The 26,496-nt window shown below is 61.5% G+C and carries 18 protein-coding genes; 11 read left to right on the top strand and 7 right to left on the bottom strand.

All coding sequences use genetic code 11. From position 1 onward, the window contains the following. Positions 1–7: 7 nt before the first annotated feature. Together lptE and leuS are read right to left on the bottom strand one after the other, a co-directional pair. The gene (gene lptE, locus NE851_RS09690) at positions 8–529 is read right to left on the bottom strand and encodes an LPS assembly lipoprotein LptE (RefSeq protein ID WP_183905893.1); all 522 of its coding nucleotides are present in this window, start codon (positions 527–529) and stop codon (positions 8–10) included. Beyond that, the gene (gene leuS / locus NE851_RS09685; RefSeq protein WP_063473876.1) at positions 519–3,149 is read right to left on the bottom strand and encodes a leucine--tRNA ligase; all 2,631 of its coding nucleotides are present in this window, start codon (positions 3,147–3,149) and stop codon (positions 519–521) included. Before leuS ends, lptE begins: the two co-directional genes overlap by 11 nt. A gap of 200 nt (positions 3,150–3,349) precedes the next feature. Between leuS and NE851_RS09680 the strand changes: the two genes are divergently transcribed. The 3 genes from NE851_RS09680 (at position 3,350) to NE851_RS09670 (ending at position 7,093) form a co-directional block, all read left to right on the top strand. Next, positions 3,350–4,009 carry a YggS family pyridoxal phosphate-dependent enzyme gene (locus NE851_RS09680; protein WP_183905894.1) on the top strand — a complete coding sequence of 220 codons (660 nt, stop codon included), beginning with the start codon at positions 3,350–3,352 and terminating at the stop codon, positions 4,007–4,009. Positions 4,010–4,091: 82 nt separating this feature from the next. Then, positions 4,092–6,002: a propionyl-CoA synthetase gene (locus tag NE851_RS09675; protein ID WP_183905895.1), complete on the top strand. Its 1,911-nt coding sequence runs from the start codon at positions 4,092–4,094 to the stop codon at positions 6,000–6,002. 155 nt (positions 6,003–6,157) lie between these two features. Beyond that, complete coding sequence (locus tag NE851_RS09670) at positions 6,158–7,093, top strand: flagellin N-terminal helical domain-containing protein (RefSeq protein ID WP_183905896.1); 936 nt, start codon at positions 6,158–6,160, stop codon at positions 7,091–7,093. An 84-nt stretch (positions 7,094–7,177) separates the two neighbouring features. Here the strand turns inward: NE851_RS09670 and NE851_RS09665 are convergent, their stop codons facing one another. Then, on the bottom strand, positions 7,178–7,876 hold the full coding sequence (locus NE851_RS09665) for a DUF1013 domain-containing protein (protein ID WP_047615874.1): 699 nt from the start codon (positions 7,874–7,876) through the stop codon (positions 7,178–7,180). Positions 7,877–8,107: 231 nt separating this feature from the next. Between NE851_RS09665 and acs the strand changes: the two genes are divergently transcribed. Beyond that, entirely contained in the window at positions 8,108–10,063 is a 1,956-nt protein-coding gene (gene acs, locus NE851_RS09660) for an acetate--CoA ligase (protein ID WP_254960060.1), read from the top strand. A gap of 233 nt (positions 10,064–10,296) precedes the next feature. Here the strand turns inward: acs and NE851_RS09655 are convergent, their stop codons facing one another. After that, positions 10,297–10,521, bottom strand: a complete 225-nt coding sequence (locus tag NE851_RS09655; RefSeq protein WP_183905898.1) for a DUF1674 domain-containing protein — start codon at positions 10,519–10,521, stop codon at positions 10,297–10,299. A 110-nt stretch (positions 10,522–10,631) separates the two neighbouring features. On the opposite strand from NE851_RS09655, the gene htpX reads away from it, so the two are divergent. From htpX to purH, 4 genes are all read left to right on the top strand, one after another. Further along, entirely contained in the window at positions 10,632–11,594 is a 963-nt protein-coding gene (gene htpX / locus NE851_RS09650) for a zinc metalloprotease HtpX (protein WP_047615869.1), read from the top strand. Further along, positions 11,585–12,973 carry an RsmB/NOP family class I SAM-dependent RNA methyltransferase gene (locus NE851_RS09645; protein WP_183905899.1) on the top strand — a complete coding sequence of 463 codons (1,389 nt, stop codon included), beginning with the start codon at positions 11,585–11,587 and terminating at the stop codon, positions 12,971–12,973. The genes htpX and NE851_RS09645 overlap by 10 nt, the downstream gene beginning before the upstream one ends. Before the next feature lie 215 nt (positions 12,974–13,188). Continuing rightward, entirely contained in the window at positions 13,189–14,862 is a 1,674-nt protein-coding gene (locus NE851_RS09640; protein ID WP_254960059.1) for a heparinase II/III family protein, read from the top strand. 107 nt (positions 14,863–14,969) lie between these two features. Then, on the top strand, positions 14,970–16,586 hold the full coding sequence (gene purH / locus NE851_RS09635) for a bifunctional phosphoribosylaminoimidazolecarboxamide formyltransferase/IMP cyclohydrolase (protein ID WP_183905901.1): 1,617 nt from the start codon (positions 14,970–14,972) through the stop codon (positions 16,584–16,586). A 52-nt stretch (positions 16,587–16,638) separates the two neighbouring features. On the opposite strand, the gene NE851_RS09630 is transcribed toward purH, so the two are convergent. The 3 genes from NE851_RS09630 to NE851_RS09620 are packed head-to-tail and all read right to left on the bottom strand — an operon-like array spanning position 16,639 to position 23,085. Continuing rightward, positions 16,639–18,027: an MFS transporter gene (locus NE851_RS09630; RefSeq protein WP_183905902.1), complete on the bottom strand. Its 1,389-nt coding sequence runs from the start codon at positions 18,025–18,027 to the stop codon at positions 16,639–16,641. Between the two features lie 24 nt (positions 18,028–18,051). After that, on the bottom strand, positions 18,052–22,827 hold the full coding sequence (locus tag NE851_RS09625) for an NAD-glutamate dehydrogenase (protein ID WP_097544597.1): 4,776 nt from the start codon (positions 22,825–22,827) through the stop codon (positions 18,052–18,054). A gap of 12 nt (positions 22,828–22,839) precedes the next feature. Beyond that, positions 22,840–23,085, bottom strand: a complete 246-nt coding sequence (locus tag NE851_RS09620) for a hypothetical protein (protein WP_176707331.1) — start codon at positions 23,083–23,085, stop codon at positions 22,840–22,842. An 18-nt stretch (positions 23,086–23,103) separates the two neighbouring features. Between NE851_RS09620 and pdxY the strand changes: the two genes are divergently transcribed. From pdxY to NE851_RS09605, 3 genes are all read left to right on the top strand, one after another. Further along, positions 23,104–23,979, top strand: a complete 876-nt coding sequence (pdxY, locus tag NE851_RS09615) for a pyridoxal kinase PdxY (RefSeq protein ID WP_063473870.1) — start codon at positions 23,104–23,106, stop codon at positions 23,977–23,979. 71 nt (positions 23,980–24,050) lie between these two features. Then, on the top strand, positions 24,051–24,692 hold the full coding sequence (locus NE851_RS09610) for a carbonic anhydrase (protein ID WP_047615856.1): 642 nt from the start codon (positions 24,051–24,053) through the stop codon (positions 24,690–24,692). Between the two features lie 96 nt (positions 24,693–24,788). Further along, entirely contained in the window at positions 24,789–26,408 is a 1,620-nt protein-coding gene (locus NE851_RS09605; RefSeq protein WP_048338413.1) for a GGDEF domain-containing protein, read from the top strand. The last annotated feature ends 88 nt before the right edge of the window (positions 26,409–26,496 follow it).

Raw genomic sequence — 26,496 nt, 5'->3', positions numbered from 1 at the left:
TCTCGCCTCAGCGGCTGAGGGCAGCGGCGATGTCGGCCCCTACGAATTCCGCCGCCTGATCCGCTGCGCGGTTCTCGGCATCACGGATCGCCCGCTGCTTGGCAAATTGCTGTTCGGAGAAATCCACCAGCGCCGTGGCCTGACGGCTACCGGCCTTGATGACATGATTGTCGGTTATGGCACGCAGCGTGTAGGTGACGGTGACGGTCACCCGGCCGGCTTTCGACGTATCGCCGGATTCCTGAAGCAGCGTATCGGCGACGCTCGAGGTGGCGTGCATCTCAACCTGATATTGCGGGTTTGCGGCTTCGCCGGCGCCACGTGCTGCAAAGAAGATCAGGTGATTGCGAACCTGCTGCTCAACCCGGCTGCCTGCCGGGGAAAAGCCGACGGAGGAAAGCTTTTCGGTGAGACCGGAATTCTCGGAGTAAAGCGGCCGGACCTGGCAGGCAGAGAGAAAAGCCGCGGAGGCAAGGATCATGGCGATGCCGGCATTGCGAGCCAGCTTGCAAGCGATATCAAACGACAATGTTTACAATCCTTTGGGGAACCACGATGATCTTCTTCGGTGCCTGTCCGTTCAGCGCGTTCTTCACCGCATCCAGATCCAGCACGGCGGCGGTGACGGCATTCTGATCTGCATCGCGAGAAATTGTCAATTCGGCGCGTTTCTTGCCGTTGATCTGGACCGGCAGAACGACGTCGTTTTCGACAACGAGCGTTTCGTCGTAGCGCGGCCAGCTTGTCCGGGCAAGCAGCCCTTCATTGCCGAGCGCCGTCCAGCACTCCTCAGCCAGATGCGGCGTCATCGGTGCGACCAGCTGGATCAGGATCTCTGCGGCATCGCGGACTGCCGCGCGATAGGCGGCATCACCCTCGCCCGCCGCAACCCTGGTCAGCGGTGCGGCCAGTGCGTTCACGAGTTCATAGATGCGGGCGACGGCCTTGTTGAACCAGAGCTTGTCATAATCGTTTTCGACAGCCTTCAGCGTCTTGTGGGCGACCTGTGAGATCGGCAAGGCTTCCCCCTCGCTCGCCGGCGCAGCTGCGACGGCGGAGAGTGCGTCCGCGGCTTCCGAAATCAGCCGCCACAGGCGTTGGGTGAAACGATGGGCGCCTTCGACACCCGCCTCGGACCAAATGACATCACGCTCGGGCGGAGAGTCGGACAGAACGAAGAAACGGGCGGTATCGGCGCCATAGGAGGCGATGATATCGTCGGGATCGACGACGTTCTTTTTCGACTTCGACATCTTCTCGATCGAGCCGATCGCAACTTCCTCGTTGTTGGTCAGCAGGAAGGCCCGGCGTTTGCCGTCGAGTTCGTCGATGCGGATATCGGCAGGGGCCACCCACTCGCGGCTGGCGCCGGCACCGCGGCTATAGGTTTCGTGGACCACCATGCCCTGGGTGAAGAGACCCTTGAAGGGTTCGGTGGCCGCCACGTGACCGGTTTCGCGCATGGCGCGGGTGAAGAAGCGCGAATAGAGCAGGTGCAGGATCGCGTGCTCGATGCCGCCGATATACTGGTCGACCGGCAGCCAGCGGTTCGCGGCTTCGGGATCGGTTGGTTTTCCTTCCCAGGGCGCGGTAAAGCGGGTGAAATACCAGCTCGAATCGACAAAAGTATCCATCGTATCCGTCTCGCGGCGGGCATCCTTGCCGCAGGTCGGGCAGGAGACATGACGCCAGGTCGGATGACGGTCGAGCGGGTTGCCGGGCTGATCGAAGGTGACGTCGTCGGGCAGCTTGACCGGCAGGTCCTTCTTCGGCACCGGCACGACGCCGCAATCATCGCAGTGGATGACCGGGATCGGGCAGCCCCAATAACGCTGACGGGAAATGCCCCAGTCGCGCAGGCGGAAATTGACCTTGCGCTCGCCCTGCGGCGCATTGCCGAGCGAAGCGGCCGCCAGGCGGTCGGCAACGATATTGAAGGCCTCCTCCGTCGTCTTGCCGTCGAGGAAGCGCGAATTGATCATCACGCCCTCACCGTCATAGGCGGTATCGCCGACGGCAAAGCTCGCAGCGTCGCCATCCCTCGGCATGACGACGGCCACGACCGGCAGGCCGTATTTGCGAGCAAAATCAAGGTCGCGCTGGTCGCCTGACGGGCAGCCGAAGATCGCGCCGGTGCCGTAATCCATCAGGACGAAGTTGGCGATATAGACGGGCAGCTCCCAGGAGGGATCAAGCGGATGCCTGACGCGGATACCGGTATCCATGCCTTTCTTTTCGGCGGTCTCGAGTGCGGCGAGCGACGTGCCGGCACGGCGGCACTCCTCGCAGAAGGCTTCGATATCGGCATTCTTTGCGGCGGCATCCTTTGCCAGCGGGTGATCGGCGGCGATCGCCAGGAAGGAGGCGCCGAACAGCGTGTCCGGCCGGGTGGTATAGACCGTGACCTCGCTCTCGCCGGCAGGCGCCGTTTCCGGCACAATCTCCCAACGAATCGTCAGGCCTTCCGAGCGGCCGATCCAGTTCTTCTGCATCAGCCGCACTTTTTCCGGCCACTGTTCAAGCGTGTCCAGCGCGTCGAGCAGATCCTGGCTGAAATCGGTGATCTTGAAGAACCACTGCGTCAGTTCGCGCTGTTCGACCAGCGCACCGGAACGCCAGCCGCGGCCATCGATCACCTGTTCGTTGGCGAGCACAGTGTTGTCGACAGGATCCCAATTGACCTTCGACTGCTTGCGGTAAACCAAGCCCTTTTCCAGGAAATCCAGGAAGAGATGCTGCTGGTGCTGGTAATATTCGACATCGCAGGTGGCGAATTCGCGGCTCCAGTCCAGCGAGAGCCCCATGGCCTTCAACTGCGCCTTCATCGAGCCGATATTCTGGTAGGTCCAGGAAGCGGGATGCACGCCGCGCTCCATGGCGGCGTTCTCTGCCGGCATGCCGAAAGCGTCCCAGCCCATCGGGTGCAGCACATTATAGCCCCGCGCGCGCTTATAGCGGGCGACGACATCGCCCATGGCGTAATTGCGGACATGGCCCATGTGGATGCGCCCCGATGGATAGGGGAACATTTCGAGGACGTAATATTTTTCGCGCGGATCGGCATTGTCGGTCTCGAAGACCTTGTCTTCATTCCATTTCTGCTGCCAGCGGGGCTCGGCATCGCGCGGATTATAACGTTCGGTGGCCATCGTATTCGTATTTCCGGAAAATCAGGGGAGTTGGTCGAGACCTTCACCATGAAACCACCGTAGCGTCAAGTTTTGCAGGCGCTGCAAGCGTCCGATCTTGATCACGTGCAAGCGATTTCGCGAAGGCGGGTCTTGGCAAGCACAGGTTGGCTGGTTAGTTCATTGCCAATCCTTTCATGCTGGTATGTCGAGGCAGAACGATGGAACTTCAAGAGCGGTTGAACGAGGTGCGATCACGGATTGCGGCCGGGGAACACGCGGCAGGTCGTCCGGCGGGTTCCGTTCAGCTGGTCGCGGTGTCGAAGACCTTCGAGGCGGACGCGATCCGCCCGGCCATCGAAGCGGGACAGCGCGTCTTCGGCGAGAACCGGGTGCAGGAAAGCCAGGGCAAGTGGCCGGCGCTGAAGGCCGAGCGTCCGGATATCGAATTGCATCTGATCGGGCCGCTGCAATCGAACAAGGCGGCGGATGCGGTGGCGCTCTTCGACGTCATCGAGACGGTGGACCGGGAAAAGATCGCCCGCGCGCTTGCCGAGGAGATGAAGCGGCAGGCCAAGACGCCGCGGCTCTACGTCCAGGTCAATACCGGGCTCGAACCGCAGAAGGCCGGTATCGCTCCTGACGACACGCCAGCCTTTGTGGCGCTCTGTCGCGACGAACTCGGCCTTTCCGTTGAAGGTTTGATGTGTATTCCGCCGGCCGAGGAAAATCCCGGGCCGCATTTTGCCCTGCTGGCAAGACTTGCGTCCAAATGCGGCGTCGGAAAACTTTCCATGGGAATGTCCGGTGACTACGAGACGGCAATCGCCTTCGGCGCCACCAGCGTCCGCGTCGGATCGGCGATTTTCGGCGCGCGCTGAAACTCTGCTTTGGTCGGGCTTCCCGTTCCTCTTACCGCTGTCTAGATTGATATCGAGGCGTGCATGTCCTGGGGAGGAGCAGATGCAGAACGACTATCATCAGGTCTACGCGGCCTGGAAACGCGATCCCGAAGCCTTCTGGCGTGAAGCCGCTGCCGACATAGACTGGTTCAAACCGCCGGAACGGGTGTTCTCGCCCGACGACGGTGTCTATGGCCGTTGGTTCTCAGCCGGGGAAACCAATACCTGCCACAATTGCCTGGACCGGCATATCGCTGCCGGGCGCGGCGGCGAGACAGCCGTTATCTTCGACAGCGCGATGACCGGCGAGAAGCGGCGTTTCACTTACGACGAGGTGCTTGTCGAGGTAAAGGCGATCGCCGCAACGCTGCTCGAATTCGGCATCGGCAGGGGCGATCGCGTGATCCTCTATATGCCGATGCTACCGCAGGCGGTCTTTTCGATGCTCGCCTGCGCTCGCATCGGTGCGGTTCACTCCGTCGTTTTCGGTGGATTTGCCGCCAGCGAACTTGCAGCGCGCATCGACGATTGCGGTGCGAAGCTGGTGATCACCGCAAGCTGTGGGCTCGAGCCCGGCCGTACCATTGCCTATAAGCCTTTGGTCGACCAGGCGATCGAGATCGCGGGTTCGAAGCCGGAGCGTTGCCTAGTGCTGCAGCGGCCGGAGCTTCGGGCAGATCTCGTCAATGGCCGCGATCAGGATTTCGAGACGGCGGTGGCGCGGCATCGCGGCGCCGAGGTCGCCTGTGTTTCGGTTAAGGCGACCGATCCGCTCTATATCCTCTACACCTCCGGCACCACGGGCCAGCCGAAGGGTGTGGTACGCGACAATGGCGGCCATATGGTTGCGCTCAACTGGTCGATGCGGAATATCTACGGCTTGAAGCCGGGTGAGGTCTTCTGGACGGCTTCGGATATCGGTTGGGTCGTCGGGCATTCCTATATCGTCTATGCTCCGCTGATATCAGGCGTAACCACCTTGATCTTCGAGGGAAAACCGGTCGGTACTCCGGATGCCGGCACATTCTGGCGGATCGTTTCGGAGCATAAGGTGCGGGTGCTCTTCACGGCGCCGACGGCGTTCCGCGCCATTCGGCGGGAGGACGCGGACGGCGATCTGATACGCAAATATCCGATGCCGGATTTGCGGGCGCTGTTTCTTGCCGGCGAAAGGGCGGATCCGGAGACCCTGAAATGGGCGGAGCGCATGCTCGGCATACCCGTCATCGATCATTGGTGGCAGACGGAGACCGGCTGGCCGATCGCTGCAAATCCGCTCGGTCTCGGCGCCCTTCCCGTCAAGCACGGTTCGCCGGCGCTGCCGATGCCCGGTTATGAGATTGCGGTGCTCGACGATGCCGGCCATCCGATCGAGGCCGGAACGCTCGGCAATATCGTCGTGAAGCTGCCCTTGCCGCCCGGCTGTCTGCCGACCCTCTGGAACGCCGACGAGCGTTTTCGATCGGCTTATCTCGATGAGTTTCCGGGCTACTACAAGACGGCTGACGCCGGATATGTCGATGAGGACGGCTATCTCTTCATCATGTCGCGCACCGACGACATCATCAATTGCGCCGGTCATCGGCTCTCGACAGGGGCGATGGAGGAAGTCTGTGCGCGTCATTCCGATATCGCCGAATGCGCTGTTATCGGAGTGATCGATGCGCTGAAGGGTCAGGTGCCCTGCGGTTTCCTGGTGCTGAAGCGCCATGTTTCCCGTGAGGCGACGGTGATCGAATCAGAGGTCGTGGCGATGATTCGTGATTCGATCGGACCCGTCGCCGCCTTCAAGATGGCCATCATCGTTAACCGGTTGCCGAAGACGCGTTCCGGCAAAATCCTGCGCGGCACTATGCAGAAGATCGCCGACGGCATACCCTGGAAAATGCCTGCAACCATTGATGATCCAACGATTTTGGAGGAAATCGGCGAGGCGCTGCGGGCGCGCGGGTTCGGCTCGCTGCCGATGTGAATTAAACTTTCGGTAAGTCTAATTGAGGAATTGTTAACCATATCGATGCAAGCATTTGTTAACGGCAATGGCTTGCATAGCAGGCTTTGCATGACGCGGTCGCCGTTACCGGCTTAGTCCGGATTGCCCCTTTCTCAACGATTGTGGAACGGATCATGACAAGCATCCTCACCAACAACGCTGCCATGGCAGCGCTGCAGACTTTGCGCGGTGTAAACGATAGTCTCAAGGACACCCAGGGTCGCGTTTCCTCGGGTTATCGTGTTGAAAAGGCGGCTGATAATGCCGCCTATTGGTCGATTGCAACGACCATGCGTTCTGACAATAAAGCGCTTTCGGCCGTCTCGGATGCCCTCGGTCTCGGCGCGGCGAAGGTCGATACCGCCTATTCGGCCATGGACAGCGCCCTCGACATTGTCAGCGAAATCAAGGCCAAGATCGTCGCCGCCACGGAAAATGGCGTCGACAAGACGAAGATCCAGCAGGAGCTCGACCAGCTGCAGGAGCAGCTGCTCAGCATCGCCCAATCGGCATCCTTCTCGGGTGAAAACTGGGTCGCCGGCGCTTCCGGCACGAAGAGCGTCGTCTCGTCCTTCGTCCGCGACGGCAGCAATGCCGTCTCGGTCAAGACGACGGACTATGTGCTCGATTCAGGCACGCTTGGAAACGTGCTCTTCGGCATGACCAGCACCGGCGCGATCGAAACGACCAGCGGTATCATCGGCACGGCTTTCAACGGAACCTATGGCGGCAAAGTTATCGTCATGGCGTCGATCTATGATCTCGACATTACCGGTTTCACCCAGGGCCAGCTCGACGCGGCCTTGACCGGCGTCGAATTGGTCCTCGGCGCCATGACCGCCGCCGGCTCGGCTCTCGGCTCGATCTCGACCCGTATCCAGCTCCAGGAAAATTTCGTCAGCGGTCTTCACGATTCAATCGACTCCGGCGTCGGACGCCTGGTCGATGCCGATATGGAAGAGGAATCGAGCAGGCTCTCGGCGTTGCAGACGCAGCAGCAACTGGCCGTCCAGTCGCTCTCGATCGCCAACAGCTCGGCCCAGAACATCCTCACCCTGTTCCGCAGCTAAAGCGCGTCGCGATCCTTTACAGGCAATAGGCAATAAAAAAACCCCGCCGGCCCCGGCGGGGTTTTTCATGAGATAACCGATATCTCAGTACTGGTCGTCGTCCTCGTCCTTCGGGGCCGAGCGCAGCGAGCTCAGCTTGCGGAAGACAGCGTCGGCATCGATTTCCTTTTCCTCTTCGCGCTCGTAGCTCGGGGTCAGGCGCTCGGTTTCCTGTGCCGATTGCAGCGTCGCGCCAAGCTCGGCGGCGGTCGGCAGCGGACGACCCTTGGAGGCCTTTTCCACTTCCATGTCCAGATCGATCTGGCTGCAGAGGCCGAGCGTTACCGGATCCATCGGCGCCAGGTTGGCCGAGTTCCAGTGGGTGCGCTCGCGGATCTGCTCGATGGTCGATTTCGTCGTGCCGACGAGGCGGGAAATCTGCGCGTCCTTCAGCTCCGGATGGTTGCGAACGAGCCAGAGAATGGCGTTGGGGCGGTCCTGACGCTTCGAAACCGGCGTATAACGCGGGCCGCGGCGCTTGGATTCCGGCACGCGCACCTTTGGTTCGGAAAGCTTCAGCTTGTGGTTCGGATTGGCTTCGGCGCGGGCGATCTCGTCGCGGGAGAGCTGTCCCGTCGAGATCGGGTCGAGGCCCTTGATACCCTGCGCCGCTTCGCCATCGGCGATCGCCTTGACTTCGAGCGGATGCAGTTTGCAGAACTGCGCAATCTGATCGAAAGACAGTGCCGTATTGTCGACGAGCCAGATGGCTGTCGCCTTCGGCATGAGCAGTGTTTGAGCCATGGATATAGTCCTTCTATCGTCCGCGCCGGTCGCGGTCCGTGGATTGTCACCACAATGTCCGGGAAATATGCCGCTATATAACCGCACTGTCGCAGAATTGCAATTCTTCCAAAATGAAATGACCTTTGTCTAATTGCCGCCACGATGCGAACTGCTATGAATTGCCCTGATTTGAAATCCAGGCCCGCTTCGCCGGCGCGGCCCATCGCATGTCCCATGAGGAGGAGTTCCATGTCGGAGAAGATCTATCCGGTTTCGAAGCCGGTGAAGGCGCGCGCCCTGATCGATAAGGAAAAGTACCTGAAATGGTACGAGGAAAGCGTCGAGAACCCGGACAAGTTCTGGGGCAAGCACGGCAAGCGGATCGACTGGTTCAAGCCCTATACCAAGGTCAAGAACACCTCCTTTACCGGCAAGGTCTCGATCAAATGGTTCGAGGACGGCCAGACCAACGTCTCCTACAACTGCATCGACCGCCATCTGAAAACGAATGGCGACCAGGTGGCGATCATCTGGGAAGGCGACAACCCCTATATCGACAAGAAGGTCACCTATAACGAGCTCTACGAGCATGTCTGCCGGATGGCGAACGTCTTGAAGAAGCACGGCGTCAAAAAGGGCGATCGCGTCACCATCTATATGCCGATGATCCCGGAAGCCGCCTATGCGATGCTCGCCTGCGCCCGCATCGGCGCGGTGCATTCGGTCGTCTTCGGCGGTTTCTCGCCGGAGGCCTTAGCGGGGCGCATCGTTGACTGCGAATCCACCTTCGTCATCACATGCGACGAAGGTGTGCGCGGCGGCAAGCCGGTGCCGCTGAAGGACAATACTGATACCGCAATTCATATCGCGGCACGCCAGCACGTGATCGTGGAGAAGGTTCTGGTCGTTCGCCGCACCGGTGGCAAGACCGGCTGGGCGCCGGGCCGCGATCTCTGGCATCACCAGGAAATCGCCACCGTGAAGGCGGAATGCCCGCCGGTGAAGATGAAGGCGGAAGATCCGCTCTTCATTCTTTATACGTCAGGCTCAACCGGTAAGCCGAAAGGCGTGCTGCACACGACCGGCGGTTATCTCGTCTATGCGGCGATGACGCACGAATATGTCTTCGATTATCACGACGGCGACGTCTACTGGTGCACGGCCGATGTCGGCTGGGTCACCGGCCACTCCTATATCGTCTATGGGCCGCTCGCCAATTGCGCAACGACGCTGATGTTCGAGGGCGTGCCGAATTTCCCGGACCAGGGCCGTTTCTGGGAAGTCATCGACAAGCATAACGTCAATATCTTCTATACGGCGCCAACAGCGATCCGCTCGCTGATGGGCGCCGGCGACGACTTCGTCACGCGCTCCTCGCGCTCTTCGCTGCGCCTGCTCGGCACCGTTGGCGAGCCGATCAACCCCGAAGCCTGGGAGTGGTACTACAATGTCGTCGGCGACAAGCGTTGCCCTGTCATCGACACGTGGTGGCAGACGGAAACCGGCGGCCATATGATCACGCCGCTGCCAGGTGCCACCGATCTGAAACCCGGTTCGGCGACGATCCCGTTCTTCGGCATCAAACCGCAGCTGGTCGACAATGAGGGCAAGGTGCTGGACGGCCCGGCCGACGGCAATCTGTGCATCACCGACAGCTGGCCGGGTCAGATGCGCACGGTCTACGGCGATCACGAGCGCTTCATCCAGACCTACTTCTCCACCTATAAGGGCAAGTATTTCACCGGCGACGGCTGCCGGCGCGATGCGGACGGTTATTACTGGATCACCGGCCGTGTCGACGACGTGCTGAACGTCTCCGGCCATCGGCTCGGCACAGCAGAGGTGGAATCGGCACTCGTCTCGCACAATCTGGTTTCGGAAGCTGCTGTTGTCGGTTATCCGCATCCGATCAAGGGCCAGGGTATCTATTGCTATGTGACGCTGATGGCTGGTCACGATGGTTCGGACGCGCTTCGCCAGGAACTGGTGAAACATGTGCGGGCGGAAATCGGCCCGATCGCCGCGCCCGACAAGATCCAGTTCGCGCCCGGCCTGCCGAAGACCCGGTCCGGAAAGATCATGCGCCGCATCCTGCGCAAGATCGCCGAGGACGATTTCGGTGCACTCGGCGACACCTCGACGCTCGCCGATCCCGCCGTGGTCGACGATCTGATCGCCAACCGGCAGAACAAGGCGACGGCCTGAGATATGGAGCCGCTCCGTACCTCGCGGCTTCCGGAGCGGCTCCCATTTCGTCGACGCATTGGCGTGCGTTGACCGCAATCACGGGCGAAGCCCTCGGTGAGGCAACGTCCGTCCGTCAAGACGACATCAGGATACGGCAAAAATACTGGAGCCTAAGGCTCGTTAGCCGGATTCGACATAGTGATTTCGTAAATCCGCATATTCCGATCGAAAGACGCCAATAGGAATATTACTCAGAAATCGATCGCCCGGCCGTTGATCTCATAGTCGCCGAAGCGCGCCGGTTCGGCTCCGCCGCGACCGCCGGTCTCCGGCGGCAGTTCCAGCGGTTTCTGGTTCTTCCGCCGCTCTTCGGCTTCGGCAAGCGCGCGCCTGGCAGCCGGGGACAGCATCTTGCGCCGCGGCTCCGACCCCTCGGCTACCGGCGTTTCGCTATTGTCATTATCAGCGTCCTGCATGCCTTCTCCTGCCGGAAAATATTGAAAATGGCTGGTGAATAACCAAATCATAATGCGCTGGCGCCGGGATTGAAAGCTTGGGACGCCGAAATCGGAGATGGAGATCCGCAATGAACCTCGTCCGCACTGCCATGTTGCTTGCCTTCATGACGGCGCTTTTCATGTTCGTCGGCTTCCTGATCGGCGGTCGGGCCGGCATGATGATCGCCTTCGTCATTGCCGCCGGCATGAATTTCTTCTCCTACTGGAATTCCGACCGGATGGTGCTTTCGGCCTATCGCGCGCAGGAGGTCGACGAGCGCAACGCGCCTGAGTTTTTCCGGATCGTGCGCGATCTCGCCGGCAATGCCGGGTTGCCGATGCCGAAGGTCTATCTCTACGACAGCCCGCAGCCGAATGCCTTCGCCACCGGCCGCAATCCCGACAATGCTGCCGTGGCCGCCTCGACCGGCCTGCTCAGCGCATTGTCTCCCGAAGAGGTCGCGGGCGTAATGGCGCATGAACTGGCGCATATTCAGAACCGCGACACGCTGACGATGACGATCACGGCAACACTGGCCGGTGCGATCTCCATGCTTGGCAACTTCGCTTTCTTCTTCGGCGGCAATCGTGACAACAACAGCAATCCTCTCGGCTTCATCGGCGTCATCGTCGCGATGATCGTGGCGCCGCTCGCCGCCATGCTGGTGCAGATGGCGATCAGCCGCACGCGCGAATATTCGGCCGACCGCCGCGGCGCCGAGATCTGCGGCAATCCGCTCTGGCTCGCTTCGGCGCTCGGCAAGATCGCGCGCGGTGCCGCCCATGTTCCGAACGAAGATGCCGAGCGCAATCCGGCGACGGCACATATGTTCATCATCAATCCGCTCTCCGGAGAGCGGATGGACAATCTGTTTTCCACCCATCCGAACACGGAAAACCGCATCGCTGCCCTGTATGACATGGCGCAAGGCGGCATGAATGTCTCGACGTCGCCGGCGCGTGCTGCTAATCCGTCGCGCAAATCGCGCTCTGTTCCGGATACGGGCCTTGGTCGCGGTGGTTCGCAACCGCCAAAAGGTCCGTGGTCTTGAATTCAGACGGCACGAAGAAGCCATTCCGCAAGCAAAAGCCCTCCGCCGAGCGTTCCGCACCGGCTAAACCCGGCATGCAGGCGCGGGCCGCTGCGGCAAAAATTCTTGCTGCCGTCGTCGACCGCAAGCTGCCGCTCGACGGCGCTCTCGATCATGAACACGGTAATCCGGCCTATAGGGCGCTCGGCGAAAGCGACCGGGCGCTCGTCCGCGCCATCCTGAACACGACGCTGCGTCATCTGCCGCGCATCGATGCCGCTATTGCCGGGCTGCTGGATTCGCCGCTGCCGGAGGGGGCAAGGGCGCTGCATCATGTGCTTGCGATCGGCGCGGCGCAGATCCTCTATCTCGACGTGCCCGATCATTCGGCTGTCGATCTTGCCGTCGAGCAGGCCAATCAGGACCCGCGCAATCGCCGTTTCGCCAAGCTGGTCAATGCCATCCTCCGTCGGCTCGGCCGCGAAAAGGCTGAGGTGCTTGGTGAGATCGGCAAGGTCCCGCCGATGCCAGCCTGGTTCATCGCCAGGCTGGAGAAGGCCTATGGCCGGGATGCGGCGCTGGCGATTTCGGAATCTCAGCTCGAGCCGGCCGCGATCGATCTGACCGTCAAGTCCGACCCTGAAGGCTGGGCCAAGCGGCTGAACGGTGTCGTCCTGCCGACGGGCGGTGTGCGGCTTGCAGCCTTCGACGGCGGCATTCCTGCGCTCCAAGGCTTCGATGAGGGCGCATGGTGGGTGCAGGATGCGGCAGCAAGCATCCCCGCCAAGCTTTTCGGCGATCTCTCGGGCAGACGTACCGCCGATCTCTGCGCCGCGCCCGGCGGCAAGACGGCGCAGCTCATTCTTGCCGGTGGCGAAGTCACCGCCCTCGACCAGTCGGAAAGCCGGCTAAGACGGCTGCGGTCGAATCTCGACCGGCTTGGCCTCAAAGCCGAGACGATTGCGGCAGACCTGACGACGTTCGAGCCGGCGGAGCGTTTCGATGCGATCCTGCTCGATGCCCCCTGCTCTTCCACCGGCACGACACGCCGGCACCCTGACGTGCTGTGGACCAAAGGAGCTGAGGATATTGCCAGGCTGGCGGCGCTACAGGAACGGCTGCTGCGCCATGCGCTGACATTGCTGAAGCCGGGCGGCACGCTGGTTTTTTCGAATTGCTCGCTCGACCCTGCCGAGGGTGAGGACGTCGTCGCCCGTGTTCTTTCCGATACGGATGCGGTCGAGCGCGTTTCGATCGGTGCCGGCGACTGGCCCGGCCTCGAGGCGGCGATCACACCACTCGGCGAATTCCGCACGCTTCCCACCATGCTGAAAATGCCCGATGGCATCGCCTCCGGCCTCGACGGCTTCTATGCGGCCGTGCTGCGTCGCGTGGCCTGATTGCAGGCTTGAGCGCGCCCAGGCGAATCTCCGCCAAGCCAGACATTTCACAGCCCGGCATCACGCATGCCGTTCTCACAAAACCGCCCGCATGATGCCGTTGAAACGCGTTAATTGCGTATATTCGAACCTTATCACGAATTAATTCATTGCGGACGATGAAATCGGCCGCTTTTCACCTATTCTTAACCACGAGGGTCAATAGACAATAGAATATGCAGTTTGGTCGGCGTTTTGCGAGCATGTATGTTCGGGAGGCTTGGCGGCGCGCCTTGCGCCGCGTCGCGTTGCTGCGCCTGAAGCTCTTTCGCCATTCGATCAAGGTGCCCGAGCGTCTGATCGTCGCGCCGACCGATCTGCGCAGCATCGATCCGCATGTGGCCGACGAGATCCTCAACGGACGTTTTCTCCTGGCCGGGCGGATGCTGGAAACCAACGGAAAGTCGCCCTTCACCTTCACCCTGCCCTCGCGCCCCTTCGCGATCCGTCTTCATAGCTTCGGCTGGTTGCGTCATATGCGGGCGAACAAGACGGAGCGCAGCTCGGCTGCCGCCCGCGCGATCGTCGACAGCTGGCTTTCCATCCATGCCGGCCGGATGGAGGGGGTCGCCTGGGAGACCGACGTCACCGCCCAGCGCGTCATTGCCTGGCTGTCGCATTCACCGGTGGTGCTGCAGAACGCCGATCGCGGCTTCTATCGCCGCTTCATGAAGTCGCTGGCGTTCCAGGTGAGGTTCCTGCACCGCATGGCGCCGTTCACCCTCGGCGGCCTGGAGCTGTTTCGGCTGCGTATTGCGCTCGCCATGGCCTCCGTTGCCATGCCGGCGCGCGCCTCCACGCTCAGAAGGGCGGCGCAGGCGCTCGACCGCGAGTTCGATAGCCAGATTCTGTCGGATGGCGGCCATATCTCGCGCAATCCACGTGTCGGGCTGGAATTGCTGCTTGATCTGCTGCCGCTCAGGCAGACCTATGTCAATCTCGGTCATGACCTGCCGCAGAAGCTGATCTCCGGCATCGACCGCATGTATCCGGCATTGCGGTTCTTTCGCCATCAGGACGGCGACCTGGCGCTCTTCAACGGAGCGACCTCGACGCTCGCAAACGAGCTGATGTCGGTGCTGCGATATGACGAGACCGCCGGTCAGCCGTTCAAAGCTTTGCCGCATTCGCGCTATCAGCGGCTTTCCGGCGGGAAGACCGTGATCATTGCCGATACCGGCACGCCGCCTTCGGCAGGCGGGCTGCGGACCGCGCATGCCGGCAGCCTCTCCTTCGAGATGTCGTCCGGCCGCCATCGCTTCATCGTCAATTCCGGTTCGCCGAAATTTGCCGGGCACCGCTATGTCCAGATGGCGCGAACGACGGCGGCGCATTCGACCGTCATCCTCAACGACACCTCGTCCAGCCGTTTTTCGCCCTCGCCCTTCCTCAATCACGCGATCATCGAACCGGTCAAGACAGTCACCGTCGAGCGCGCCGAAACGGAGGATGGACGCGACGGCATCAAGCTCAGCCATGACGGTTATCTCAGGGTGTTCGGGGTGCTGCACGAGCGTGAACTGACCCTCAATGCCGCGGGCTCGATCGTGACAGGCCGCGACCGGCTCGTCGTCCGCGAAGGATATGAGAGTGACGAGCCCCTGAATGCTGTCGCCCGTTTTCATATCCATCCCGCGATCGTCCTGCATCAGAATGACGGCGAGTCCGTGCTGTTGACGGCGCCGGACGGTGAAAGCTGGCTGTTTTCGGCACCCGGCAATGAAGTGCTGATCACCGAGGACATTTTCTTCGCCGACAGCTCCGGCATCTGCGGTTCGGACCAGATCGAGATCGATTTCGATCTTGCCGCGAAGACGGAAATCCGCTGGTTCCTGTCCCGCAAGGGCTAGATCATGTGCCGACGCCTGTTTGCGCGGCGGCAAAGCTGTGCTAACGCGACGCCAGCATGCGAGCATCCCTCGCGGATATCTCCCGAAGCCCGAACGGAGAAGGTTTCATGGCCGTCATTTCCAAGAAGATCCCCGCCCCCGACAAGGTCGAAATCAAGACCGCACTCATTTCCGTCTTCGACAAGACCGGGATCGTCGAGCTCGCCCACGCCCTGTCTGCCAGGGGCGTCCGCCTGCTTTCGACCGGTGGCACCTATAAAGCGATCACTGCTGCCGGTCTCGCCGTCACCGATGTCTCCGAAGTCACCGGGTTTCCGGAGATCATGGACGGGCGCGTCAAGACGCTGCATCCGACGGTGCATGGCGGTCTGCTGGCGATCCGCGACGACAGCGAACACCAGGAGGCGATGAAAACGCACGGTATCGAGAGCATCGACCTCGCCGTCATCAATCTCTACCCCTTCGAGGAGGTGCGCGCCGCCGGCGGCGACTATCCGACGACTGTCGAGAATATCGATATCGGCGGTCCGGCGATGATCCGCGCATCGGCCAAGAACCATGCCTATGTGACGATTCTGACCGATCCGGCCGATTATGCCGAACTCACGGAGCAGCTTTCCGCAGATGACGGCAAGACTGGCTATGCCTTCCGCCAGCGCATGGCCGCCAAGGCCTATGCCCGCACCGCCGCCTATGATGCGATGATTTCCAACTGGTTCGCCGAGGCGCTGTCGATCGACACGCCGCACCACCGGGTCATCGGCGGTGCGCTGAAGGAAGAGATGCGCTACGGCGAAAACCCGCATCAGAAGGCGGCCTTCTATGTCACCGGCGAGAAGCGCCCGGGTGTTTCTACGGCCACCCTTCTCCAGGGCAAGCAGCTCTCCTACAACAACATCAACGATACGGATGCCGCCTACGAGCTCGTCGCCGAGTTCCTGCCTGAGACAGCGCCGGCCTGCGCCATCATCAAGCATGCCAATCCCTGCGGTGTTGCCACCGGATCGAGCCTGGTCGAAGCCTATCAGCGGGCGCTCGCCTGCGATTCCGTTTCCGCCTTCGGCGGCATCATTGCCCTCAACCGGACGCTGGACGCCGAAACGGCCGAAGAGATCGTCAAGCTCTTCACCGAAGTGATCATCGCGCCGGATGTGACGGAGGAGGCGAAGGCGATCGTCGCCCGCAAACCGAATCTGCGGCTGCTGTCGGCCGGAGGCCTGCCCGATCCGCGTGCCGCAGGCCTGACGGCAAAGACCGTTTCCGGCGGCCTGCTGGTCCAGAGCCGGGACAACGGCATGGTCGAAGATCTGGAACTCAAGGTCGTCACCAGGCGCGCGCCGACGGCACGGGAACTTGATGACATGAAGTTTGCCTTCAAGGTCGGCAAACATGTGAAATCGAATGCCGTGGTCTATGCCAAGGACGGCCAGACAGCCGGTATCGGCGCCGGCCAGATGAGCCGCGTCGATTCGGCCCGCATCGCCGCTTTGAAGGCCGAGGAGGCCGCCAAGGCGCTCGGCCTTGCCGTGCCGATGACCCATGGTTCGGCAGTCGCCTCCGAAGCCTTCCTGCCTTTTGCTGACGGTCTTCTGTCGATGATCGCCGCAGGGGCGACCGCGGTTATCCAGCCGGGCGGCTCGATGCGCGACCAGGAAGTCATCGATGCCGCCAACGAACACGGCATCGCGATGGTGTTCACCGGCATGCGCCATTTCCGCCATTGAATAAGGATCGGGCGCGGCCACGCGCTCATCTCCGGCTTGATCGGGCCCGTTCCTATGCCCGATCGGCCGGATAGGGCGTGCGGATCAAGAGCACCAGTCCGCCGGCGAGAAACAGGATCAGCGTTGCCATTCCGAGCCGCGGTGATCCGCTGATATAGGTCACCAGCGAGAAGAGCAGCGTCGCCATGAAACTCGTGGCGCGCCCCGAAAGCGCATAAATGCCGAAATAGCGGCCGGCCTCCTCGGGGCTGACGCTGCGGGCGAGATAGGAGCGCGACGAGGCCTGCACCGGCCCGAAGGCGAGCCCGATCAGCAGACCATAGAGGATATAAGCCTTTTCCGCCGCGGTCCCGAAGAGGCCACCGGAATCGGCCATCGGCAGCGGCATCAGTCCGAACAGCGTGTAACCCGGTCCTGTCGAGATGATGCCGATGGTGGCGAGAAGCAGCATGGTCAGGCTGATGACGACGGTCACCTTCGAACCGACGCCCTTGTCGATGCGGCCGGCGATCAGGCAGCCGAAGATCGCGACGACATTCAGGATGATGCCGTAGATGCCGATCTCGATTGTCGCCCAGCCGAACATGCCGGCCGCAAAGATTCCACCGAGGATCAGCAGGCCGTTGACGCCGTCCTGATAGATCATCCGGGCAACGAGGAATGTCAGGATGCCGCGGCGCTCCTTAAGTTCGGCTAGCGTGTTTCTGAGCTCCCGCAGGCCGGAGCGGACGGCGGTGCCGAAGGGAAGACCCTTGCCGACATCGGGTGTGAACAAGAACATCGGCAGGATGAAGATCAGGTACCAGACGGCCGAGATCGGCCCGGTGATGCGTGCATCCTGGCCGGTCTTGGGATCGAGACCGAATAACGGATCGAGGCCGAGGATGGTCTTGCCGCTCTCGGGGCTTGCCGCCAAAAGCGTCACGACGGCAATGAGCACGATCATGCCGCCGAGATAACCGAGCCCCCAGGCGGTGTTGGAGAGTTTTCCGACCTCGTGCCTGGCGACCAGGCGCGGCATCATCGAATCGTTGAAGACGATCGAAAACTCCGCCGAGATCGAGGCGAGGATCATGAAAATGACGGGATAGAGGATTGGTGAACCCGGGGCGGCAAACCACAGGCAGGAAAGGCTGGCGATCTTGATGACGGCGAAGAAGCCGATCCAGGGTTTGCGTGCGCCGGACTGGTCGGCGATCGAGCCGAGAACGGGTGAGAGCAGGGCGATGATCACGGAGGAGATCGTCGCCATGTTGCTCCACGTCGTCTGCGCGGAAACCGGGTCATCGGTCAGGCGGGAAACGAAATAGGGCCCGAAGATAAAGGTTGTGACCACGGTAAAGAAGGGCTGCGCTGCCCAATCGAAGAACATCCACCCCCATATGCCCTTCTCCGTGGCCTTCGGCGGTTGCGTTCCTGTCCAGTCAATGCGATTCAACATCCGCTCCTTTTTTCGCGGACTGTCTCACCTCGCCCGGTCGCGCGCAAGATCGGTCAGGATACCTGCGGCAACGGTAATACGCGCAAGGTTGGGATCGCCGCCGTCGCTGAGGCTCGAAAGCTCTTCGAGGATACGGTTGATGCGGATGCGATCCTGCGCATGCCAGGCCTGAACCGGAAGCTTTTCCTTGCCGTGATCGGAAAGAGCCGAGATGACGATGTCGCGTCTGGCGCTGGCGATCTGGTCGATGCTGCGGGCAAGCGCCAGATTCTCGTAATGGTCGGAGGTGAGGATCCGTCCGCCGGCCGCCAGCAGCCTAGCGATACGGAAGGTCTGCGACACCGCGAAGTAGTTTTCAGCGGCGCGCACCAGGGGCTCGCCGGTGCGTTCGGCAATCTGCATGATCTCCGGCACCAGCGCGAAGCTTTGGAGGTTGGCAATCTCGGCCGCGAGTTTTTCGGGCACGCCTGCGTGGCCGTACTCTGCCTGGCGGGCGGCGGTATCGCCGGCCGCCTGTTCGGCGAAGGCAGGCCTCAGCTTCTTCAGGGCCGCCTGCAGCCGGCTAATCACCTCCGCCATATCGGCCTTGGTCATGCCGGTCTTCAAGAGCAGGCGCGTCAACACGATAAAGCTATGGCTGATTTCCTCGTAGATGCGGTTCTGCATCTCACCTGATATCTTGCCGTCGAGAGCGTCCGTTTCGGACCAGAGCCGGGTCAGGTCGAACCCGTCGCGGGCAACGATCGCGGCGCGCACCACTTCCGGCGCCGAGGCCGCCGTCGCGTCCATCATGGCGACGGTGAAGCTCGGCCCGCCGCGGTTGATCGCTTCATTGGCAAGCACCGTCGCGACGATTTCGCGCTTCAGGCGATGGCTGGCGATATCGCCGGCATTCGTCTTCTGCATCTTGACGGGGAAATAATTCGAAAGCGTCGCGGTGAAATAGGGATCATCCGGCAGATCGCTTGCGGCCAGCGCATCGAAGAGCACGATCTTGGCATAAGACAGCAGCACGCCGATTTCCGGCCGCGTCAGCGGCTTGCCGGCAGCATAGCGTTCGGCGAGGGTCTGGTCATCCGGCAGCGTCTCGACCTTGCGATTCAGCTGCTTGGCGCCTTCGAGAACCGTCATGAAGCGCGCAAGTTCCAGGCCATTTGCCGTTCCCTTGCGTTCTGTCAGCGAGATCGCCAGCGACTGCAGGTAATTGTTGCGCAGCACCAGGGCCGCCACTTCGCCGGTCATCGAGGAAAGAAGCTGGTCGCGTTTTGCCCGCGTCAGGCGTCCGTCATGCATGGCGGCGGCCAGCGCGATCTTGATGTTGACCTCAACGTCCGAGGTGTTGACGCCGGCCGAGTTGTCGATGGCGTCGGAATTGCAGCGTCCACCCTTCAGACCATAGGCGATGCGGCCCTTCTGGGTAACGCCGAGGTTTGCGCCCTCGCCGATCACCTTGGCGCGCACCTCAACCGCGGTGATGCGGATTGGGTCGTTGGCGCGGTCGCCGACTTCGGTGTCGGTTTCGGAAGGCGCTTTCACATAGGTGCCGATGCCGCCGAACCAGAGCAGGTCGACCTCACTCTTCAGGATCGCCGTGATGATTTCGAAGGGCGTGGCCACGGCCTTGTCGATGCCGATTGCAGCAACCGCTTCCGGCGTCAGCGTGACCGATTTCGCCGAGCGAGAAATGATCATTGCCCCCTTCGAGAGCTTGCTCTTGTCGAAATCCTGCCAACTCGAACGCGGCAGGTCGAAGAGCCGCTGACGTTCGGCCAGCGCCTTTTCCATGTCGGGATCGGGATCGATGATGATGTCGCGATGATCGAAGGCGGCAATAAGCCGGATCTTTGGAGACAGCAGCATGCCGTTGCCGAAGACGTCGCCCGACATGTCGCCGACGCCGGCGACGGTAAAGGGTGTCGTCTGGATATCGATGTCCATTTCGCGGAAATGGCGTTTTACGGTTTCCCAGGCGCCGCGGGCGGTGATGCCCATCTTCTTGTGGTCATAACCGGCCGAGCCGCCGGAGGCGAAGGCGTCGTCCAGCCAGAAGCCGGCTTCCTGCGCCAGTGCATTGGCGGTGTCGGAGAAGGTCGCGGTGCCCTTGTCGGCGGCGACGACGAAATAGGGGTCGTCACCGTCGAGCCTGACCGTATCCTTCGGCGGCACGATATCGGCGCCCGATATGTTGTCGGTGATCGAAAGCAGCGTGCGGATATAGGTCTTGTAAGCCTCGCGGCCGGTATTGAAGATCTCGTCGCGGGTGCCGCCGACCGGGAGCTTTTTCGGATAGAAGCCGCCCTTGGCGCCGACCGGCACGATGACCGCGTTCTTCACCTGCTGCGCCTTGACGAGGCCGAGCACTTCGGTGCGGTAATCCTCGGCGCGATCCGACCAGCGCAGGCCGCCGCGCGCCACCTTGCCGAAGCGCAGGTGCACACCTTCGACTTCGACGCCGTAGACGAACATCTCGCGGAAGGGTTTCGGTTCCGGCAGCCCGTCGACCAGGTGCGGATCGAGCTTGAAGGCCAGCATCGGTTTCGGCGAGCCGTCAGGGTTCTTCTGGAAATAATTGGTGCGCAACGTCGCATCGACGATATTGACGTAGCGGCGCAGGATACGGTCGTCGTCAAGGCTCGGCACGTCGGCGAGCTCTGCCTCGATCGCCTGGTGCAGCTCGGCAAGTTTCTTCACGCGGACCTTCTCCGACAGCCGGGTGTCGAGCGTGTCATGGAAGAGACGAAAGATGGCGGCGGCGACGACAGGATATTTGTCGAGCGTCGTTGCGATATAGTCCTGCGAATAGGCGATGCCGGCCTGGCGGAGATAACGCGCATAGGCGCGCAGCACGTTGGTCTCGCGCGCCGAAAGCCCGGCCGAAATGATCAGCCGGTTGAAGCTGTCATTGTCGATCGTGCCGGCGAAGGCGGCTACGAAGGCTTCCTCGAGGGCGGCGCCGTAACGCGCCAGATCGATTTCGCCGCCATTGCGGGTTTCGAGCTCCATGTCGTGCAGCACGACGAGTTTCGTTTCTGCATCGGCGGCCGGCACTCCGATGTCGAAGGTACGTTCGCTGACGACATTGAAGCCGAGGTTCTCGAGAAGCGGCACGCGGCGCGACAGCGCCAGCTGGCCGCCGGCGTGGAAGATCTTCAAGGAAAGGGTGCGGCCCTGCTCTTCCTGACGATGGTAGAACTGGATGCGAAGCGGCTCGCCTGCGGCGCAGGCGCCGATATCGGCAAGGTCGGCCACGGTTTCCTCCGGGGTGAAGGAATCCTGGAAGGCCTGGTCGACCGATATCTTCGGCGCCTTGGCTCCGGCCAGTGCCTCGAAACGGTCGTCCCAGCGGGCGGTGATCTCACGGATCATCTGCTCGAGCTTTGCCTGCGGAATGCGTGGCGTCTTGCCGCCGGAGCGGCCGATGATGAAATGTACGCGCGCCACGCCGCCTTCCGGGAAAGCCGGGTAATAGGCGGAGACACGGCCGTCATAGACGGTCTTCAGATAGGTGCCGATCCGCTCACGAACGATCGAGTCATATTCCTCGCGCGGGACGTAGACGATCACCGAGACGAAGCGATCGAAATGGTCGATGCGCGGCAGGACGCGCACGCGCGGCCGATCGGCCAGGTCGTTGATTTGTTCGGCAAAACTTGCAAGCAGCGTCGTGTCGATCTGGAAGAGATCGTCGCGCGGATAGGATTCCAGCGTATTGTCGAGCATCCGGCCGGAATGGCTCATCGGGTCGAAGCCGAAATGCTCCTTCACCTTCTCGACCTTCGAACGCAGCAGCGGGATTTCCGAGGCCAGCGACGTATAGGCCGTCGAGGTGAAAAGGCCGACGATACGCAGTTCGCCGGTGACCTTGCCTTGCGCGTCGAAGCGCTTGACGCCGACATAATCCATATAGGCCCGGCGATGGACGATCGATTTCACATTCGCCTTGGTGACGATCAGGAAGTCGGGGCCGTCGAGGAAGGCAAGAATCTCAGGCGTGGTCGTCACTGCGTCCTTGCCGGTGCGCAACACGAGAACATCGGGGTTGGAGAGGATGCCGAGGCCTGCGCCCTTGTCGCGTTCGACCCTGGCATCGCTCCCCTTGCCGGAATAGACATATTCACGCATGCCGAGGAAAGTGAAATTCTCGTCGCGCAGCCAGGTCAGGAAGGCGACGGCTTCGTCGCGATCGGCCTTCTTGCGGCCGGTGCCATTGGCCGAAAGCTCGGCGATCACGCCGTCGACCTTGGAAAGCATCGGCTTCCAGTCGGACACCGACAGGCGCACCTGTTCGAGCACGGTTTCGATGCGTTTGACGAGATCGGCGGTCTGGGTGGAATTGAGCGGCGCAATATGAAGCTGGATATGGCTGACGCGATTGGTCGGGTCGCTCGGGTGATCGGCGGAATAGAGCGCAGGCGCCTTGCCCTTTTCCATGACCAGGATGGGATGCACGGCCATGAACAGGTCGCGATAGCTGCTTGTCACTTCACCCATGACCGATTCAAACAGAAAAGGCATGTTCCGGTCGGTGACTGAAAGCACCGAGACGGCGATGCCATCCGGCGTCACGTCGGCAATGGTGTCGATGCTGACGCGCGGCGCCTTGCCGCTCCAGGCGGCGAGTTCCTTTGCCGAGTGTACGGCAGAGAGTGCCAGCATTTCAGGCGTATAGAGTTCGAGATCATCATTGCTTGCCCGGCCGAAGAGAATTTCCGGATCGAGATGCGCCTCGCCCGTCGCCTTGGCGATCTTGCGCGCGCTTTCGATCTGCTTTTCCCGTTTCGGATTGTTTCTGGCAGCCATGGATCGCCTCCCTCAATGGTCTGATTTTCTGCAAGCTAGCAGAAGATTCTTCGAAAAAATCTCTAAAAGAGAGGTTCGAAGGATTGTTTTGGCGCTTTTTTGGCGCTCGAAACGAGAAAATCCAAGAAATTTTCCGCTTTCGTGGCGAAATGAAAGAGAAAGTTCCGTCTTCAGGATTTTCGTTCCGCCGCACAATTCCACGCCCGCATGAACAATGGTTGACAGCGTGGCGTCAAAAAGATCATCAAACGCGGTCATCATTCGGATCTGGATATCATGTCGGAAAATGCAGCGGGTGCAGTCATCGTCATCTCCAGCCATGTGGTGCGTGGCTCGGTCGGAAACCGGGCAGCCGTCTTTGCGCTGGAGACGCTTGGCCACCCGGTCTGGGCCCTGCCGACCGTCGTGCTGCCCTGGCATCCCGGCCATGGCCGCTCGACGAGGCTGACTTTTGCGGAAACGGATTTCGACGCGGCGATCGACGATCTCATCCGCGCGCCCTGGATCGGCGAAGTCAAGGCGGTGCTTTCCGGCTATTTCGGCAACGCCGCTCAGGTCCGCTCCGTCGCCCGGCTGGTCGATGCGCTCCGGCAAAACAATCCCGAGCTCGTCTATGTCTGCGATCCCGTCATGGGCGATCTCGGCGGCCTTTATGTACCGGAAGCAACCGCGGAGGCCATTCGCGACCACCTTATTCCGCTCGCCTCGCTGGCGACGCCGAACCGCTATGAGCTTGCATGGCTTTCAGGGGCAGCGCTCGAAGACAATGGCGCGATCATGGAGGCGGCGCTGGCGCTCGGACCATCGCGCATGCTTGTCACTTCGGCCGTGCCGATGATGGCGGGCGGCACCGGCAATCTCTATCTTTCCGGCCGTCACGCGCTTCTTGCCGAGCACCGCGTCGTCGACAATCCGCCGAATGGTCTGGGCGACCTGCTTGCCGCCGTCTTCCTGTCGCGCCTGCTTTCCGGGCTCGAGGACGAGAAGGCGCTGCAGCTTGCCACCGCCAGCGTCTTCGAGGTCCTCGCGCGTGCCGTCAAGCGCGGCAGCAACGAACTGATGCTGGCGAGCGATGCGTCCAGTCTTTCGACGCCGATGGCCATGGTGCAGATGCGCCGACTCGTGCACCCGGTGCAGCGGCGGAAAAAATGACGCATCTGCCAATGCGCTCATTTTGCGGTGCAGCAGTTGATCTTGTCTTCCGCGCGCGCTAATCCAGAAGCATGCAGCGTTTTCCAACACCTCTTCTGGACGGCTATCGCAACTTTATGAACGGGCGTTATGCCGACGCCCGCGACAGGTATCGGCAGCTGGCCGAAAATGGCCAGAGTCCGCATACGCTGGTCGTTGCCTGTTCGGATTCGCGGGCGGCGCCGGAGCTGATCTTCGATGCCGGCCCGGGCGAGCTCTTCGTCATCCGCAACGTCGCCAACATGGTGCCGCCCTACGAGCCGGATGGCCATTTCCATTCGACGTCGGCCGCTCTCGAATTTGCCGTGCAGGTGTTGAAGGTCACGGATATCGTCGTCATGGGCCATGGCCGTTGCGGCGGCATTCGGGCTGCGCTCGATCCGAACGCCGAGCCATTGTCGCCGGGTGACTTCATCGGTCGCTGGATGTCGCTGGTCAAACCCGCCGCCGAGCAGATCCAGAGCAACGACGTGATGACGGCCGCCGAACGGCAGACGGCGCTGGAGCGCGTCTCCATTCGCAATTCGATCAGCAATCTCAGAAGCTTTCCCGACATCAAGGCGCTCGAGGAAGCGGGGAAACTTCATCTCCACGGCGCCTGGTTCGACATTTCGACCGGTGAACTCTGGGTCATGGACGCCGAGACACGCGACTTCATTCGTCCCGAAATCTAAGGACGCGCCGGTTTATCAGTTTTTTAAGGATTGTTGTTAAGCTCACCGTCAATTGGTCGCTCACGACCGACGTTTTGATCACCGTGGCGATTGGCGATGAAGTTCGAAACCATCAAACGGGTTATCCTGGCCGCCATTCTGCTGCCCTTCGTCTTCATGCTGATTGAAGGCGTCGTCGTCATACGCTCTTCAATCAAACAATACAGGGATCTCGAAAAGGACCGGCAGTTCGCCGATGTGCTTGCCCGCGGCGGATCCATCGCCGCCACGGAGATCCTGAGTGAAATTGCCGCCACCCGCCTCTACCTCGCATACCCCGGCAGCACGACTGCCGCCGAAATGCAACGAAGCCGGGTGACGCTCGATCGCGAGCGCCGCGCTTTCTATGCCAGCCTGCCCTCCCGCGATACGCTCGACGACGGCCTCGTCGGCGAATTGTCGGTTCTCAGCCTTGCATACAGCCGCATCATTGCCGCGCGCAGCGCCGTCGACCAGGGCCGTTATGCCGGCAGCGATCCCGGTTCCATCTACTGGTATGCGGCTCTCAAGCAGCTTGCCGTCGTCGATGCGCTTTCACCACTGATCAGCGATCCGATGCTGCTTGAGAAATCCAACCAGCTGATGGGCATCCTGCTGACGTATTACGGCGAAAGGCTGATTACCGGCGTCGGCACCCGCTATCTCGATCGCGGCGTTTCCGCCAGATTTCCGGTGGAGCAGTTCGTACAGGGCAAGACCATGCTCGGTGAGGGCATGGACCACATGGTCTTTCATTCCGCGGCGCCGATCGTGCGCGAGATCGTCGCCTATCTCGGCCGCAGCAGTCAGGTGAAGGCGAATGCGATCACCGACGCCATCCTTGCCGGATCGCGGCCGACGCGGGCCGTGCGCGATGTCTGGGCCGCCGCGCAGAGCGAACGCATGACCTTCCTGCAGCAGAAGATGGTCGAGGCCGCAAAAGATATTCACGAGACCGGCGAGAGCCTTTCGAGACGCGCGCACATACATCTGACGCGGATTCTGGCGCTGTGCGCCGGCCTGCTCATTCTCGCCACGTTGGTGATGGTGCTGGCGGCAAGGGGCCTGCGCCTGATCGACCGTCTGACGCGGGATCGCGAGACGCTGGTGGGCGAGTTGCGCAATGCCGCCCAGACAGACCTTCTGACCGGCCTGTACAACAGGCGCGGCTTCGAGGTCGCCGCATCGGCGCTTCTCACACAAGCCGAGCACGGGTCGCGCTGGATCTCCGTCGTGCTCTTCGACCTCGATCATTTCAAGAGGACCAACGATGTTCACGGCCATGACGCCGGCGATGCCGTGCTCCGGCAGGTCGCGGGCGTTGCGCGCGAGAATTTCCGTTCCTTCGATCTGCTGGTGCGCCATGGCGGCGAGGAGTTCCTGGCGCTTCTGCCGGATTCGACGCCCGACGATGCCGTAATCGTTGCCGAGCGTGTGCGGCTGGCGATCGAGGCGGCAGAAATCCCCTTGCCGAGCGGCGAAATTCTCAAGGTAACGGCGAGTTTCGGATGCGCCGGCCGGGCAAATGAAGTCTCCAACAGGAACTTCGAGGATCTGGTCAAACGCGCCGACCTGGCGCTCTACGCCGCCAAGGCCTCCGGCCGCAACTGCGTGGTTTCGGGACCGATCGTGCAGGCTTCGGCCCCGGAGGAGCGACGCAAGACGGCGTCCGGCGGCGGTTTTGATTCCCGCAAATGAAAAACGCCGCATATCGCAGCGGCGTTTCCGGCTATCGGTGTCGATAAAGACTTAAAGTCCTTTTGTTTTATGCATGTCGTTGTCCCGG

The sequence above is a fragment of the Rhizobium anhuiense bv. trifolii genome, from assembly GCF_024346605.1.
In the GTDB taxonomy this organism is placed as follows: Bacteria; Pseudomonadota; Alphaproteobacteria; order Rhizobiales; family Rhizobiaceae; genus Rhizobium; species Rhizobium anhuiense.
This window is presented reverse-complemented; position numbering and strand designations above follow the sequence as displayed.